Annotated in this window: 15 protein-coding genes and 1 tRNA gene; 13 read left to right on the forward strand and 3 right to left on the reverse strand. The window is 58.8% G+C overall.

Features of this window, described 5'->3' with window-relative positions:
• Positions 1-25: 25 nt before the first annotated feature.
• A tRNA-Arg gene (locus IEX01_RS16690) sits at positions 26-100 on the reverse strand.
• A gap of 77 nt (positions 101-177) precedes the next feature.
• Positions 178-1131: a formate/nitrite transporter family protein gene (locus tag IEX01_RS16695; RefSeq protein WP_024558518.1), complete on the reverse strand. Its 954-nt coding sequence runs from the start codon at positions 1129-1131 to the stop codon at positions 178-180.
• A 207-nt stretch (positions 1132-1338) separates the two neighbouring features.
• On the opposite strand from IEX01_RS16695, the gene ccmA reads away from it, so the two are divergent.
• The 10 genes from ccmA to mlaA are packed head-to-tail and all read left to right on the forward strand — an operon-like array spanning position 1339 to position 9019.
• A complete protein-coding gene (ccmA, locus tag IEX01_RS16700) occupies positions 1339-1959 on the forward strand; it encodes a cytochrome c biogenesis heme-transporting ATPase CcmA (protein ID WP_024561250.1) in 621 nt (206 codons plus the stop codon).
• Positions 1956-2615, forward strand: a complete 660-nt coding sequence (ccmB, locus tag IEX01_RS16705) for a heme exporter protein CcmB (protein ID WP_024561251.1) — start codon at positions 1956-1958, stop codon at positions 2613-2615. Before ccmA ends, ccmB begins: the two co-directional genes overlap by 4 nt.
• Before the next feature lie 43 nt (positions 2616-2658).
• Complete coding sequence (locus tag IEX01_RS16710; protein WP_024558515.1) at positions 2659-3399, forward strand: heme ABC transporter permease; 741 nt, start codon at positions 2659-2661, stop codon at positions 3397-3399.
• The gene (ccmD, locus tag IEX01_RS16715; protein ID WP_024558514.1) at positions 3396-3611 is read left to right on the forward strand and encodes a heme exporter protein CcmD; all 216 of its coding nucleotides are present in this window, start codon (positions 3396-3398) and stop codon (positions 3609-3611) included. The genes IEX01_RS16710 and ccmD overlap by 4 nt, the downstream gene beginning before the upstream one ends.
• On the forward strand, positions 3612-4091 hold the full coding sequence (ccmE, locus tag IEX01_RS16720) for a cytochrome c maturation protein CcmE (protein ID WP_024558513.1): 480 nt from the start codon (positions 3612-3614) through the stop codon (positions 4089-4091).
• Positions 4088-6040, forward strand: coding sequence for a heme lyase CcmF/NrfE family subunit (locus IEX01_RS16725; RefSeq protein WP_188724201.1), 1953 nt, complete (start codon positions 4088-4090; stop codon positions 6038-6040). Before ccmE ends, IEX01_RS16725 begins: the two co-directional genes overlap by 4 nt.
• Positions 6037-6594, forward strand: coding sequence for a thiol:disulfide interchange protein DsbE (gene dsbE, locus IEX01_RS16730; RefSeq protein ID WP_024558511.1), 558 nt, complete (start codon positions 6037-6039; stop codon positions 6592-6594). Before IEX01_RS16725 ends, dsbE begins: the two co-directional genes overlap by 4 nt.
• Complete coding sequence (locus IEX01_RS16735) at positions 6591-7049, forward strand: cytochrome c-type biogenesis protein (RefSeq protein WP_188724202.1); 459 nt, start codon at positions 6591-6593, stop codon at positions 7047-7049. Before dsbE ends, IEX01_RS16735 begins: the two co-directional genes overlap by 4 nt.
• Positions 7046-8236 carry a c-type cytochrome biogenesis protein CcmI gene (gene ccmI / locus IEX01_RS16740; RefSeq protein WP_024558509.1) on the forward strand — a complete coding sequence of 397 codons (1191 nt, stop codon included), beginning with the start codon at positions 7046-7048 and terminating at the stop codon, positions 8234-8236. The genes IEX01_RS16735 and ccmI overlap by 4 nt, the downstream gene beginning before the upstream one ends.
• A 27-nt stretch (positions 8237-8263) precedes the next feature.
• Positions 8264-9019: a phospholipid-binding lipoprotein MlaA gene (mlaA, locus tag IEX01_RS16745; RefSeq protein WP_024558508.1), complete on the forward strand. Its 756-nt coding sequence runs from the start codon at positions 8264-8266 to the stop codon at positions 9017-9019.
• A 149-nt stretch (positions 9020-9168) separates the two neighbouring features.
• Here mlaA and fadL read toward each other — a convergent pair whose 3' ends face one another.
• Complete coding sequence (gene fadL / locus IEX01_RS16750) at positions 9169-10536, reverse strand: long-chain fatty acid transporter FadL (protein WP_024558507.1); 1368 nt, start codon at positions 10534-10536, stop codon at positions 9169-9171.
• A 352-nt stretch (positions 10537-10888) separates the two neighbouring features.
• Here fadL and IEX01_RS16755 point away from each other — a divergent pair, with 352 nt between their 5' ends.
• The 3 genes from IEX01_RS16755 to fadJ all read left to right on the forward strand — a co-directional run bounded on the left by IEX01_RS16755 (position 10889) and on the right by fadJ (position 14820).
• Positions 10889-11173, forward strand: coding sequence for a YfcZ/YiiS family protein (locus IEX01_RS16755; protein WP_024558506.1), 285 nt, complete (start codon positions 10889-10891; stop codon positions 11171-11173).
• 174 nt (positions 11174-11347) lie between these two features.
• Entirely contained in the window at positions 11348-12658 is a 1311-nt protein-coding gene (fadI, locus tag IEX01_RS16760; RefSeq protein WP_048888519.1) for an acetyl-CoA C-acyltransferase FadI, read from the forward strand.
• Entirely contained in the window at positions 12658-14820 is a 2163-nt protein-coding gene (gene fadJ / locus IEX01_RS16765; protein ID WP_188724203.1) for a fatty acid oxidation complex subunit alpha FadJ, read from the forward strand. The genes fadI and fadJ overlap by 1 nt, the downstream gene beginning before the upstream one ends.
• The last annotated feature ends 137 nt before the right edge of the window (positions 14821-14957 follow it).

Consider the following 14957-nt stretch of genomic DNA (forward strand, 5'->3'; position numbering starts at 1 on the left):
CAGTAGAGGTCAGGAAGCGTATCGATGGCGTCCCCTGCAGGAATCGAACCTGCAACTAGCCCTTAGGAGGGGCTCGTTATATCCATTTAACTAAGGGGACAAGGCGGCGTTAGTATACCGATTTTTACCCTCGCGTTAAGGGCTGCGCCGCCTGTTTGTTCACTCTGTCGCCAATGCTCAACGCGCCGCGCGTCGCGCCTCCTGCTCTTTTTGCGCGATAACCCGCTCGCTTTTCGCCTGCGCGTTGGCCTTCTCTTTTTTCTGCGTCGCCATGTCGTTGCGAATTTGCGCATGGCTTAACAGCGCAAAAATAAACGTCCCGCCACAAATGTTGCCGGCAAGGGTCGGCAGGGCGAAGGGCCAGAAAAAGTCGCTCCAGTGAATGGTGCCGTTAAACACAAGGTAGAGAATTTCCACCGTACCCACGACGATGTGCGTTGTGTTGCCCAGCGCGATAAGCCAGGTCATCAGGATGATCACCAGAATTTTCGCCGCGCCCGCCGCCGGGAACATCCAGACCATGGTGGCGATGATCCAGCCGGAAATAATCGCATTGGCGAACATCTCGCCTGGCGTGTTCTGCATCACTTCCATGCCGATAGAGACAAACGCATCACGCGTCGCTTCGTCGAAAATCGGCATAAACTCAAACGCCAGCGCCGCAAGGCCGGTGCCGATAAGGTTGCCGAACAGCACCACTCCCCACAGGCGAAACAGCAGCTTGAAGTTCGTACTGGTGGGTTTGTGCATCACCGGCAGTACCGCCGTGACGGTGTTCTCCGTAAACAGCTGCTGGCGCGCCATGATGACGATAATAAAGCCGAAGGTGTAACCCAGGCTCTCCAGCAGAAAGCCGCCGGGAATGCCTTCCAGATGCACATGGAAAATCCCTTTCGCCAGCAAAGAGGCGCCCATTGAAAGCCCTGCTGCCACGGCGGACCAGAGCAGCGCCATCGCGTCGCGCTCCAGCTCTTTCTCCCCGTCCTGACGAATATGTTCGTGGATAGCCATCGCTCGCGAAGGCAGCTCTTCCTCATTCACCTCTATCTCTTCGCCGCTCTCTTTCTCTTCGCTTTCCACTTCCAGTTCATCGGTGGATTCGTCGATTTTATCTTCGCCAATTTTGTCCATAAGAGCTCTCCACAGGAAATATCGCTATCACTAAGCGTAGCGCTTTTATGCGTTTTGCCCGCAGATAAGCGAAAATTCGGATGATTATTGATCCTGAAACTAAGATTACTCCTTTTGGAGTAGGCTGCATCGCCGCCCCGGATTTCTGGGCAGCGCCGCAGCTGTGCTATTATGCCGCCTCCCTGTAATAGAAGGAGCCGCGCGCCCATGCTGGAAGCACACCATCTCACCTGCGTTCGTGACGAACGCGTCCTCTTTGAAGCGCTGAGCCTGACCGTTCAGCCCGGTGAGATAGTGCAAATCGCAGGCGTCAACGGAGCGGGAAAAACCTCGCTGCTGCGTATCCTTACCGGCCTCGCTACCCCCGAATCGGGAAACGTCTGCTGGCAGGGCGAACCCATCCGCCGCCAGCGCGACGTTTTTCATCATCAGCTTCTCTGGCTCGGCCACCAGCCCGGCGTGAAGGCGGTGCTCACCGCCGATGAAAACCTGCGTTTTTACCATCCGCGACTGTCGCAGGATGCGCGCTGGGCGGCGCTTGCTGCGACAGGCCTGGTCGGTTATGAAGATGTGCCGGTAGCGCAGCTCTCCGCCGGTCAACAGCGGCGTGTGGCGCTGGCCCGCCTGTGGCTGAGCGACGCCGCGCTGTGGGTGCTGGACGAACCGTTTACCGCGCTCGACGTCGCCGGCATCGAAACGCTGACGCGCCGCCTGGAGCGCCACGCCTCACGCGGCGGCGCGGTTGTGCTCACCACCCACCAGCCCTTGCGCCCTGTGAACTGTCCACTACGCTGTATTACGCTTAATGCGCCGGAGGCGGCGGCATGATGTGGCAGGTCTTTCAGAGAGAGCTTCGTCTGGCGCTGCGCAAAGGGGCGGAGATAATCAACCCGCTGTGGTTCTTCCTTATCGTCATTACCCTTTTTCCGTTAGGCATCGGCCCGGAGCCGCAGATGCTCTCGCGCATCGCGCCAGGCGCAGTCTGGGTGGCGGCGCTGCTCGCTTCGCTACTGGCGATGGAGCGGCTGTTCCGCGACGACTGGCAGGATGGCTCGCTGGAGCAGCTTATGCTGCTGCCGTTGCCGCTGCCGGCAATGGTTGTCGCGAAAGTGGCCGCTCACTGGGTGGTCACCGGTCTGCCGCTGATTGTGCTGTCGCCGCTGGCTGCGCTGCTGTTGGGGCTGGATATGCGAAGCGCCACGACGCTCACGCTGACCCTACTGCTGGGCACCCCGACGCTGAGTTTTCTTGGCGCCACGGGCGTCGGATTGACAGTGGGATTGCGGCGCGGCGGCGTGCTGCTGAGCCTGCTGGTGCTGCCGCTTACCGTGCCGCTGCTGATTTTCGCTACCGCGGCGGTGGACGCGGCGTCAATGCATATGGCGGTGAACGGTTATCTGGCGATTCTGGGCGCGTTTCTGGCGGCCAGCGCCACCTTAAGCCCGTTCGCGACGGCGGCGGCGCTGCGAATCAGTATTCAATAACAACAGCCCGGAGCGGGCATGATAAGTTTTGTGAGCGATAACCATGTGGAAAGCGTTACATCAGTTGGCTAAACCGGAGCGGCTCTACGCGCTCTGCGGCCGTTTTATCCCGTGGCTGGCGTTGCTGAGCGTTGCGCTGCTGGCGGTAGGCTGCGTCTGGGGCTTTGTCTACGCCCCGGCAGATTATCAGCAGGGGCAGAGCTATCGCATTATGTACCTGCACGTACCGGCGGCGATGTGGTCGATGGGCATTTACGCCTCGATGGCGATAGCGGCGTTTATCGGGCTGGTCTGGCAGATGAAAATGTCAGATCTGGTTGCAGCGGCGATGGCGCCGGTCGGCGCGGTTTATACCTTTATCGCGCTGGTGACCGGCTCCGCCTGGGGCAAGCCGATGTGGGGAACCTGGTGGATCTGGGATGCGCGGCTCACCTCCGAACTGGTGCTGCTCTTTTTATATGTTGGGGTTATCGCGCTCTATAACGCTTTTGACGATCGCCGCCTCGCAGGCCGCGCGGCGGGCATCCTGATTCTGGTCGGCGTGGTGAACCTGCCAATTATTCACTACTCGGTGGAGTGGTGGAACACCCTGCACCAGGGCTCTACCAATATGCAGCAGACCATCGACCCCTCTATGCGGATGCCGCTGCGCTGGACCATTTTCGGCTTCCTGGCGCTTTTTGTGACGCTGACGCTGATGCGTCTGCGCAATCTTATTCTTATTCAGGAGCGTCGTCGTCCGTGGGTGGCGGCGCTTGCCAGCCGGAAAGGAGCCGCGCAATGAACTCTGCTTTCAATAGCTGGGGCGATTTTTTCGCCATGGGCGGCTATGCCTTTTACGTCTGGCTGGCGGTCGCTTGTACGCTTATTTCGCTTGCGCTGTTGGTGGGGCATACCCTCTGGCAGCGCCGGGCGCTGCTGGCGCAGGTGCGCCGGCAGCAAGCGCGGGAACGCCGCATTCAGGCGGCGCGGCAGACAAAAGTTAAGGAAGCATAAGTGAACGCTCGTCGTAAAAATCGCCTTTATCTCGCTGTCGCGGTACTGATGGGGTTAGGGCTTACTATCGCGCTGGTGCTCTATGCGCTGCGCTCGAATATCGATCTTTTTTATACTCCTGGCGAAATTCTGTACGGCAAAGGCGAAGCGCAGGAAAAACCGGAGCCGGGGCAGCGTCTGCGCGTCGGCGGCATGGTGATGCCAGGCAGCGTGCAGCGCGACAGCAAAACGCTGGAAGTGCACTTTAAGCTTTACGACGCCCGCGGCGTGATAGACGTAAGCTACACCGGCATCCTGCCGGATCTCTTTCGTGAAGGGCAGGGCGTCGTGGCGCAGGGTGTGCTGGAAGCGGGCAATCAGGTGGCGGCCAAAGAGGTGCTTGCTAAACATGATGAGAACTACACCCCGCCGGAAGTGAAAGCGGCGATGCAGGAGAACCACAAGCGCCCGCCGGAAGCTTATAAGGATAACCACTCATGATGCCGGAGATTGGCAACTACCTGCTCTGCCTTGCGCTCGGCGTTTCGCTGCTGCTGAGCGTCTACCCGCTGTGGGGCGCCGTGCGCCAGGACACGCGCTTGATGGCGCTTGCCCGCCCGCTCGCCTGGCTGCTCTTCTTCACGATCCTCGGCGCGTTCCTTATCCTGGTGCACGCTTTTGTGGTGAACGATTTCACTGTGCAATATGTCGTGAGCAACTCTAACCGCGAGCTGCCGGTCTGGTATCGCGTGGCGGCCACCTGGGGCGCCCATGAAGGGTCGCTGCTGCTCTGGGTGTTGCTGATGAGCGGCTGGACCTTCGCCGTGGCGATTTTCAGCCGCGGCATGCCGCAGGACGCGGTAGCGCGGGTGCTCGCCGTGATGGGGATGATAGCCTTTGGCTTCCTGCTTTTTATCCTCTTTACCTCCAACCCTTTCACCCGCACGCTGCCCGATTTCCCCATCGACGGGCGTGACTTAAACCCGCTGTTGCAGGATATCGGCCTGATTTTCCATCCGCCGCTGCTCTATATGGGGTATGTGGGCTTCTCGGTCGCTTTCGCCTTTGCTATCGCCTCGCTGATGGCCGGACGGCTGGATACCGCCTGGGCGCGCTGGTCGCGTCCCTGGACGCAGGCGGCGTGGGTCTTTCTCACCATCGGCATCGTGCTTGGCTCCGCCTGGGCTTATTATGAACTGGGCTGGGGCGGCTGGTGGTTCTGGGACCCGGTGGAAAACGCGTCCTTTATGCCCTGGCTTGTGGGCACGGCGCTGATGCATTCGCTGGCGGTAACCGAAAAGCGCGGCAGCTTCCGCGCCTGGACGGTGCTGCTCGCCATTACCGCCTTTTCCCTTTGTCTGCTTGGCACTTTTCTGGTGCGCTCCGGCGTACTGGTTTCGGTACACTCGTTCGCTTCCGATCCGGCGCGCGGCATGTTCATCCTTGCGCTGCTGGTGATTGTGATTGGCGGTTCGCTGCTGCTTTACGCCGTGAAGGGCGGGCAGGTTCGGGCGCGGGTGAGCAACGAACTCTGGTCGCGCGAATCTTTCCTGCTTGGCAACAACGTGCTGCTGGTTGCCGCCATGCTGGTGGTTTTACTCGGCACGCTGCTGCCGCTGGTGCATAAACAGCTGGGGCTTGGCAGCATCTCCATTGGCGAGCCGTTCTTTAACACGCTCTTTAGCGCGCTGATGGCGCCGTTCGCGCTGCTGCTCGGCATCGGGCCGCTGGTGCGCTGGCGTCGGGACGAGCCGCAAAAGCTGGTTAAACGGCTGGCGGTAGCGCTGGCGGTGACCGTGGCGTTTTCCCTGCTGCTGCCGTGGCTGATGCAGGATCGCATTGAGGCCATGACGGTTGTAGGACTGCTGATGGCAGGTTGGGTGCTGGTGCTGGCGCTGATGGAACTGCACGAGCGCGCCACGCATCGCCACGGTTTCTGGCGCGGCCTGGCGACGCTTTCGCGCAGCCACTGGGGAATGGTGCTGGGCCATGTGGGCGTGGCGGTGACGGTGGTCGGCATCGCTTTTAGCCAGAACAACAGCATTGAGCGCGACGTGCGCATGAAGGCGGGCGACAGTATCGACATTCACCAGTACCACTTCGTCTTTCGCGATGTGCATGACGCCACAGGCCCCAACTGGCGGGGCGGCGTGGGCATTATCGATGTTACCCGCAACGGCAAACCTGAAGCCACGCTGCATGCCGAGAAACGCTATTACAACAGCAGCCGGATGATGATGACCGAGGCGGCCATCGACGGCGGCCTGACGCGCGATCTCTACGCCGCCCTTGGCGAAGCGCTGGATGACGGCAGCTGGGCGGTGCGGCTTTATTACAAACCTTTTGTGCGCTGGATCTGGTACGGCGGCGTGTTGATGGCCCTTGGCGGCCTGCTGTGCATGCTCGACCCGCGCTACCGTCTACGTAAAACCCTGAAGGAGGCGCAATGAAGCGCAAGGTGCTGTTTATCCCGCTTATCCTCTTTCTGCTGCTGGCGGGCGCGCTGCTCTGGCAACTGGTGCGCAACGCGGGCGGCGATGATCCGACCACGCTGGAATCCGCCCTGATTGGCAAACCGGTGCCGGTGTTTCGCCTGGAGTCGCTGAACGAGCCGGGCAAAATTTACGACCAGGCGGTACTGACGCAGGGCAAGCCGCTGCTGCTTAACGTCTGGGCGACCTGGTGCCCTACCTGTCGCGCCGAACACCAGTTTTTAAACGGCCTTGCCGCGCAGGGCGTGCGGGTCGTCGGCATGAACTATAAAGATGACCGCCGCAAGGCGGTGAACTGGCTGAACGAACTGGGCAATCCTTACGCGTTGAGCCTTTACGACGGCGACGGCATGCTGGGGCTGGATCTGGGCGTTTACGGCGCGCCGGAAACGTTCCTTATCGACGGCAACGGCATTATTCGCTACCGCCACGCGGGCGATCTTAACGATCGCGTCTGGCAAAACGAGCTTAAGCCGCTGTGGGAGAAATACAGCAAGGGGGCGGGCGCATGAAACGCGTTTTCGTGCTGTTTGTCGGCCTGCTTTTGAGCCTGAGCGCCTGGGCCGCCATCGACACCTATCAGTTTAAAGACGAAGCGCAGGAGCAGCAGTTTCGCCAGCTTACCGAACAGCTGCGTTGCCCGAAATGCCAGAACAACAGCATTGCCGATTCTAACGCCATGATCGCTGCCGACATGCGCCAGAAGGTCTACGAGCTGATGCAGCAGGGACAGAGCAAGCAGCAGATTATCGACTATATGGTGGCGCGCTATGGCCATTTTGTGACGTACGAACCGCCGGTCACGCCGGGCACGATTATTCTCTGGCTGCTGCCTGCCTTGTTTGTTCTCGGCGGCGCAGTGATGATTGTTCGCCGCAGCCGTAAAAGAGCCGCGCAGGGCGCGCTCAGTGAAGCAGAACGCCAGCGGCTGGCGAAGCTGCTCGATGAAAAAAGGAACCTGCCATGACGCTGCTAATTACTGTCATTGCTGTTTTACTGGCGGCCGTTTCGGCGTTGCTCTTTTTTCCGTGGGCCGGGCGCCCGGCGGTCGATCGCGATACGCTTAACCGCGCTTTTTACCACTCTCGCCTGCGCGAGCTGGAAGAGGAGAAAATCCCCGGGCGCGATGAAATGGTGGTGGAGTTGCAGCAAAGCCTGCTCGCGGATATTCCTGAGCAGCAGCCTGCGAAACACCGCCCCTTCGGCCGTCTGGCGCTGTTGCCAGGCGTCATTCTGCTGGCGGCGGTCAGCATTGGCGCTTTTATCAAAACATCCAGCCTGTCTCACGTGCTGGAATGGCAGCAGGTTACGCAACAGACGCCAGCGCTTATCCAGCGGGTGATGGACCCGGACGCGAAACCGCTGACGATGGAAGAGATGGCGCGCCTGGGGCTTGGGCTGCGCACGCGTCTGCAGGATGACCCGCAAAACGCCGAAGGCTGGATGATGCTTGGGCGCATCGGTATGGTGCTGAACAACGCTTCCACCGCCACGGCGGCCTTTGAGCGCGCCTGGCGACTGGCGCCGGATAACCTTGACGCGAAGCTCGACTATGCTGAAGTGCTTACCCGTTCGTCGGATGCGGAAGATAACCAGCAGGGCGAAAAATTGCTCCGGGAGGTGCTTTCCCAACAGCATACCAATATTCGCGCGCTCGGCCTGCTCGCTTTCAGCGCTTTTGAGCAGCAGCGTTATAAAGAAGCGATTGGCGCCTGGCAAATAATGCTGCGCTTGCTGCCTGCTGACGATGAGCGCCGCGCGGTTATCATGCGCAGCATCGCGCAGGCGAAAGTGGAAAGCGGCATGGACAACGCGAAAGTGGCTGTTAAAATCACGCTGTCGCCGCAGGCGGAAAAAGCCTTACCCGAGAAGGGGATAGTCTTTGTTTCCGTCACTGATGGCGTTTCAGCAGTGCCTGTCGCGGCAAAAAAATTGCCGCTGGGACATTTTCCGCTAACACTTACTCTTGACGATACCAACGCCATGATGCCGGACAGGCTGCTTTCCTCGGTGCGTCAGGGAATTATTAAAGTGCATATTTCGCAGGCGGGCACGCCCGCACCGCAGACGGGGGACTGGACAGGCCAGAGCGCGCTGATTCAGTTCAATGCTTCCACGCCGGTGGAAGTTGAGGTTTCGCAGCCTCAACCCTGAGCGCGACGACTTTACAGGGAGACTGAGATGAAATTTCGCCTGACCGGGCTTGCTCTGGCCGCCACGCTGCTGGTGGGCTGCGCCAGCTCTTCGCAAACGGAGCAGGGACGTTCGGACCCGTTCGAAGGGTTCAACCGCACCATGTATAACTTCAACTTTAACGTGGTAGACCCGTACGTACTGCGCCCGGTGGCGGTCGCCTGGCGCGATTATGTGCCGCAACCTGCGCGCAATGGCCTGAGCAACTTCACTGGCAACCTGGAAGAGCCGGCGGTGATGGTGAACTATTTCCTGCAGGGCAATCCTTACCAGGGGATGGTGCACTTTACCCGCTTCTTCCTCAACACCCTTCTGGGGATGGGCGGCTTTATCGATGTGGCGGGCATGGCGAATCCCAAGCTGGCGCGCGAAGAGCCGCACCGTTTTGGCAGCACGCTGGGCTATTACGGCGTGGGCTATGGTCCTTATCTGCAACTGCCTTTTTACGGCAGCTTTACGCTGCGTGAAGATGGCGGCGACGCGGTGGATACGCTCTATCCGGTGCTCTCCTGGCTGACCTGGCCGTTGTCGGTTGGGAAATGGGCGGTGGAAGGGGTGGAAACCCGTGCGCAACTGCTGGATTCCGACGGCCTGCTGCGCCAGTCTTCGGACCCTTATATTCTGGTGCGTGAAGCTTACTTCCAGCGCCATGACTTTATCGCCAATGGCGGTAAACTCAAGCCGCAAGAGAACCCGAACGCCCAGGCGATTCAGGACGATCTCAAAGAGATTGATGCTGAATAAGCGATGGCAGAATGTAAAAAAGGCGAACTCCGGGTTCGCCTTTTTTATCGGCGCCGGTTGAAACCAGGCCGGTTTGCAGGGCAGGTAATATTCCCACGCAAAAGAAAAGGCGAGCCATCGGCCCGCCTTTTTTGATAAGTAAACCGTTATCAGAACGCGTAGTTAAAGTTCACGCCATACAGCCAGGCTTTACCTTCAGATTTGAAGGTATACGGGCCTTCGGTGAATTCCACGTGCTGACCGTGCATATAAGAAATGCCGGCGTCCACGGAAGCATCTTTATTGAAGGCGTAAGTAGCGCCGGCGCTCAGCCACAGACGATCCTGGTCCGGAATGGAGATGGAGCGGTGGTCGGCTGGCACCGGGCTGTCGTCAAACGCGATACCGGTGCGGAAGGTCCAGTAATCGTCCATGTAATAAGTGGTGCCCAGCGCGATGCGGTAAGCATCCCTGAAGTTCTCTTCTTTCTGGAACAGCGTCTGGCCGTTGCTGTTGGTCGCCTTCAGCTCTTCAAACTGGCTCCAGCTGGTGTAGGTCAGGCTGTAGTGTACGGCCCACTGCGGCGCCACTTTGTTATAACCGGAGATTTCCCACATTTCAGGCAGGTTCAGCGTCAGCGAGCCGCCCGTAGTGCTGCCGCCGGTGCCGTAAGGCAGACCCAGACCATAGGCGGCGTTAATCGGGTTAATCGCCGCAGGCAGGCTGCTCTTATAATCGCCGTCAAAGTCGATTTTTACTTCAGAACGGTAGGTAAAGCCGTAACGGTTATCTTTATCTACTTCATAAAGGATCCCCGCGTTCCAGCCGAAGCCCCACTCATCGCCTTTCAGATAGGCGATTTGAGTATCAGAACTGATGCCAGCCGCCTGGGCTGCAATAGCGCGCGCAGTCGCCGCAGGAATAAGACCCGCCTGCGCTTGTCTTGCAATGCCGCCTGCAAGCAGCTGCGGCAGATCGCCTGCGTAACGTTCAATCTTCGCGCGCGCATAAACCGCGTCGAAGCCTACGCCGAAGCTCCAGTGGTTGTCCAGGCGATAGGCGCCGCTTAAGTTAAGGTTAATGGTTTCGAGGTCAGTCTTGCCGCCCACAGAGCCAGCGGTATAGCTGTCGTTATATTCCGTCGCCAGGCCGTAGTTAGAGGTAACTGACGCGCCCCAGCCAAACTGCTCGTTAATCGGCGCCACGAAATGCAGGTTCGGCACCCAGGCGGTCGGCGCGATGTTGTCCGAGTCCAGGCTGCGGCCTGTCTGCGAACGGCCGGAGACGTTGACGTCCGGGTCTACAAAAATGGCGCCGCCGGAGAAGGTCGGGCGGTCAAACATCATAATCAGCGCCGGGTTGCGGCTTGCGTTGCCCGCATCATCGGCGATAGCGCCTTCCCCTGAATAGGCACGGCCCAGGCCAGAGGAAGAAAATTCGTTTAGCTGGAAACCTGCAGACCAGGCTTGAGAAGAGACGATTGCCACTGCGACCGCGAGAGCAGATTTGGTAAACAGGGTTTTCTGGCTCATGACCATAACCTCATCCATTTATTATTTTTAAATAATGTTACCTAAGGTAACAGGAGCGCGAAGTGTAGGGTCTGAGGTACAGCTTACAAATCAGACCAGTGGCGAGAGTATAGGTCCGACCAGCCGATATGTTGCAAGTATGTTTATAACATTTTTCAATTGTGATCTTCGAAACGCGATCCCGTCTGCAAAATTCGAAGCGGCGTCGATCATCAGGTTGGGTGAATTTTGCGTTAGATCATTTTTAATTGTGATTTCGGTCACTTATCGCCGCTTAAACAAAGTTAATGTGGAGGGTGAATTTCCGGCAGCGTAAAATAACCGCATCGTTTTTGCGTTATTAAAAGAGGAAATCACAATGAGTAAATGCAGTGCTGATGAAACCCCGGTTTGTTGCTGTATTGATGTGGGTACCATCATGGACAATACCGATTGTACCGCCTCTTACAGCCGCGTATTCGCAAGCCGCGCCGAAGCAGAGGAAACCCTGGCGGCCCTGACGGCGAAGGCCCGTGAAGTGGAGTCGGAGCCGTGTCAGGTCACGCCGCGCTTTACCGAGGTGGAAGGCGGCGTACAGATGGATATCGATTTTGTTTTTGCCTGCCAGGCGGAAACCATGATCTTCCAGCTCGGCTTGCGGTAAACCCTTCTTCTTAAAACGCCTTCTTTTTGCCAGGAAGGCGTTTTCTTTTGCCCCTCAATTCGTGTTTCGCCTCGCACTTTTTCCTCTCTCTGATTGGCTCAATGTAAATTTTTGGTTAAGAATGTTATCAGGTCAGACCACTTTTGCGCTTTAACGTTTTTACAGGGGAAGGTTATGAGTCAGGCATTACCGCTGGTCACCCGGCAGGGGGATCGCATCGCGATTATCAGTGGGTTACGTACCCCTTTCGCCCGTCAGGCGACGGCGTTTCACGGCGTTCCGGCGGTCGATCTCGGCAAGATGGTGGTCGGTGAACTGTTGACGCGCAGCGAAATCTCGCCAGACGTTATCGAACAGCTGGTGTTTGGCCAGGTTGTGCAAATGCCGGAAGCGCCCAATATCGCTCGTGAAATTGTGCTTGGCACCGGGATGAACGTTCATACCGACGCTTACAGCGTCAGCCGCGCCTGCGCCACCAGCTTCCAGGCGGTAGCCAACGTCGCGGAAAGCCTGCTGGCGGGCACGATTCGCGCCGGGATTGCCGGCGGGGCGGATTCCTCTTCTGTGCTGCCGATTGGTGTGAGCAAAACGCTGGCGCGCACGCTGGTGGATGCGAACAAAGCGCGCACCATGAGCCAGCGGCTTAAGCTTTTTTCACGTCTGCGGATGCGCGACTTGCTGCCGGTGCCGCCAGCGGTAGCGGAATACTCCACGGGCCTGCGGATGGGCGATACCGCCGAGCAGATGGCGAAAACCCATGGCATTACCCGCGAGCAGCAGGATGCGCTGGCGCACCGCTCGCACCAACTGGCCGCAAAGGCCTGGGAAGAGGGGAAACTTGCGCAGGAGGTTATGACCGCTTACGTGCCGCCTTACCGCGAACCCTTTAGCGAAGATAATAACGTTCGCAAAAACTCGACAATAGCCGATTACGCTAAGCTGCGCCCGGCATTCGACCGTCAGCACGGCACCGTAACCGCCGCGAACAGCACGCCGCTCACCGACGGCGCTGCGGCAGTTATCCTGATGACCGAATCCCGCGCCAGAGAGCTGGGGCTGCAGCCGCTGGGCTACCTGAGAAGCTACGCTTTTACCGCAGTCGATGTGTGGGAAGATATGCTGCTCGGCCCCGCCTGGTCGACGCCGCTGGCGCTGGAGCGCGCCGGACTTACGCTTAACGATATAACTCTGTTCGACATGCATGAAGCCTTCGCCTCGCAGACGCTCACGAATTTAAAAATGCTGGCAAGCGATCGTTTTGCCCGTGAGGTGCTTGGACGCGATCGCGCGACGGGCGACGTGGATGAGTCAAAATTCAACGTGCTGGGCGGCTCCATCGCCTACGGGCATCCGTTTGCCGCCACCGGCGCGCGCATGATTACCCAAACCTTAAACGAACTGCGCCGCCGCGGCGGCGGCTTTGGCCTGGTGACCGCCTGTGCGGCGGGGGGCCTTGGCGCGGCAATGGTGCTGGAGGCCGAATAATGGAATCGACATCCGCGTTTTATCTTCACGTTCGCCCGGATAACGTGGCGGTGGTAACTATCGACGTGCCGGACGAGAAAATGAATACCCTGAAGGCGGAGTTTGGTCCGCAGGTGCGCGCCATTCTTCGGCAAATTCGCGATAACAAAGCGCTGGAAGGGGTTGTGTTTATTTCCGGCAAGCCGGACAACTTTATCGCCGGCGCTGATATCAACATGATAGCCAGCTGCAAAACGGCCCAGGAGGCGGAAGCGCTGGCGCGCCAGGGGCAGCAGATCATGGCGGATATTCATGCGCTGCCGATCCCGGTCGTGGCGGCGATTAACGGTCCGTGTCTCGGCGGTGGGCTGGAGCTGGCGCTGGCCTGCCATCGCCGCGTCTGCACCGACTCCCCTAAAACGCTGCTGGGCCTGCCGGAAGTGCAGCTGGGGCTGCTGCCCGGTTCCGGCGGCACTCAGCGCCTGCCGAGGCTGACTGGCGTTAGCACGGCGCTGGAGATGATCCTCGCCGGCAAGCAGCTGCGTCCGCGCCAGGCGCTGAAAGTGGGGCTGGTGGACGATGTGGTGCCATCCTCTATTTTGCTGGATGCCGCCGTAGCGCTGGTAAAAAAAGGGCGCGGCAACGGGCGGCGTTTGCCGGTGCGCGAACGCGTGCTCGCCGGGCCGCTGGGCCGTGCGCTGCTGTTTAAAATGGTGACAAAGCAAACCGAGCAGAAAACCCATGGCAACTATCCGGCGGCGCGGCGCATCATCGATGTCGTACGCACCGGGCTTGAGCAGGGGAGCGCGAGCGGCTACGACGCTGAAGCGAAAGCGTTTGGCGAGCTGGCGATGACGCCGCAGTCGGCGGCGCTGCGCGGTATTTTTTTCGCCAGCACCGAGCTTAAAAAAGAGACTGGCAGCGAGGCGCAGCCGAGGCCTCTTCGCGCAGTGGGCGTGCTGGGCGGCGGGCTGATGGGCGGCGGCATCGCTTATGTCACCGCCAGTAAGGGCAAGCTGCCGGTTCGCATCAAGGATATTAATGAAAAAGGCATCAGCCACGCGCTGAAACACAGCTGGGATCTGCTTGAGAAAAAGGTGCGCCGCCGCCATCTCAAAGCAACAGAGCGCGACAGCCAGATGGCGTTAATTTCCGGTTCCACCGATTACCGCGGCTTTCATCATCGCGATATCGTGGTGGAAGCGGTCTTTGAAGACCTGGCGCTCAAGCAAAAGATGGTGCAGGAAGTGGAGCAGCACGCCGCGCCGCATACGATTTTCGCCTCGAATACCTCTTCACTGCCGATTGGCGATATCGCTGCGAACGCGGCGCGGCCTGAACAGGTCATCGGCCTGCATTATTTTAGCCCGGTCGACAAAATGCCGTTGGTGGAGGTGATTCCGCACGCCGGCACCAGTGCGGAAACCATCGCCACCACCGTGCAGCTTGCCAAAAAGCAGGGCAAGACGCCGATTGTGGTGGCCGACTGCGCCGGGTTTTACGTCAACCGTATTCTTGCTCCCTATATGAATGAAGCGATGCGCTGCCTGATGGAAGGGGAGAGCATTGAACATATTGATGACGCGCTGGTGAAGTTTGGTTTCCCGGTTGGTCCGATCCAACTTTTGGATGAGGTAGGCATTGACGTAGGCACTAAAATTATCCCGGTGCTGGAAAAAGCGTATGGCTCCCGCTTCAGCGCGCCGCACGACGCCGTTGCAGCAATATTGAAGGACGATCGCAAAGGCAGAAAAAATGGCCGCGGTTTCTATCTTTATCCTGCGAAAGGGCGTAAAAGCAAAAAACAGCCAGACCCGGCTATTTATACGTTAACCGGCGTGAAGCCCGTCAACCGGCTTACCGGGGCGCAAATCGCCGAACGCTGCGTCATGATGATGCTTAACGAGGCGGCGCGCTGTCTGGATGAAGGGGTAGTGCGCTCGCCGCGCGATGGGGATATCGGCGGCGTGTTCGGCATTGGTTTTCCGCCGTTTCTTGGCGGCCCGTTCCGCTATATGGATAGACTGGGCGCGGGTGAGGTGGTCGCGACGCTGCAACGTCTTACCGCCCAATATGGGGAGCGTTTCGCCCCTTGCGACAGGCTGATACGGATGGCCGAAGAACGCCTCGTTTTCTGGTCTGAATTGAACCAGAAGGAAAAAATTGAGGTCAAACAAGAGTAACATCCGCTGTGGATGAAGCGCCGGTCGGTCAGTTTGTAAACGTTGATTGACTATACTTGCAGCAATAAGGTAAAAAACAGCGTTTCATCTGAAGTACGGATCAGGCACAATGCCCGGCCGCCCTGATAACCTTACTG

Origin of the sequence: Franconibacter daqui, from assembly GCF_014644275.1 — a bacterium.
Lineage (GTDB): Bacteria > Pseudomonadota > Gammaproteobacteria > Enterobacterales > Enterobacteriaceae > Franconibacter > Franconibacter pulveris.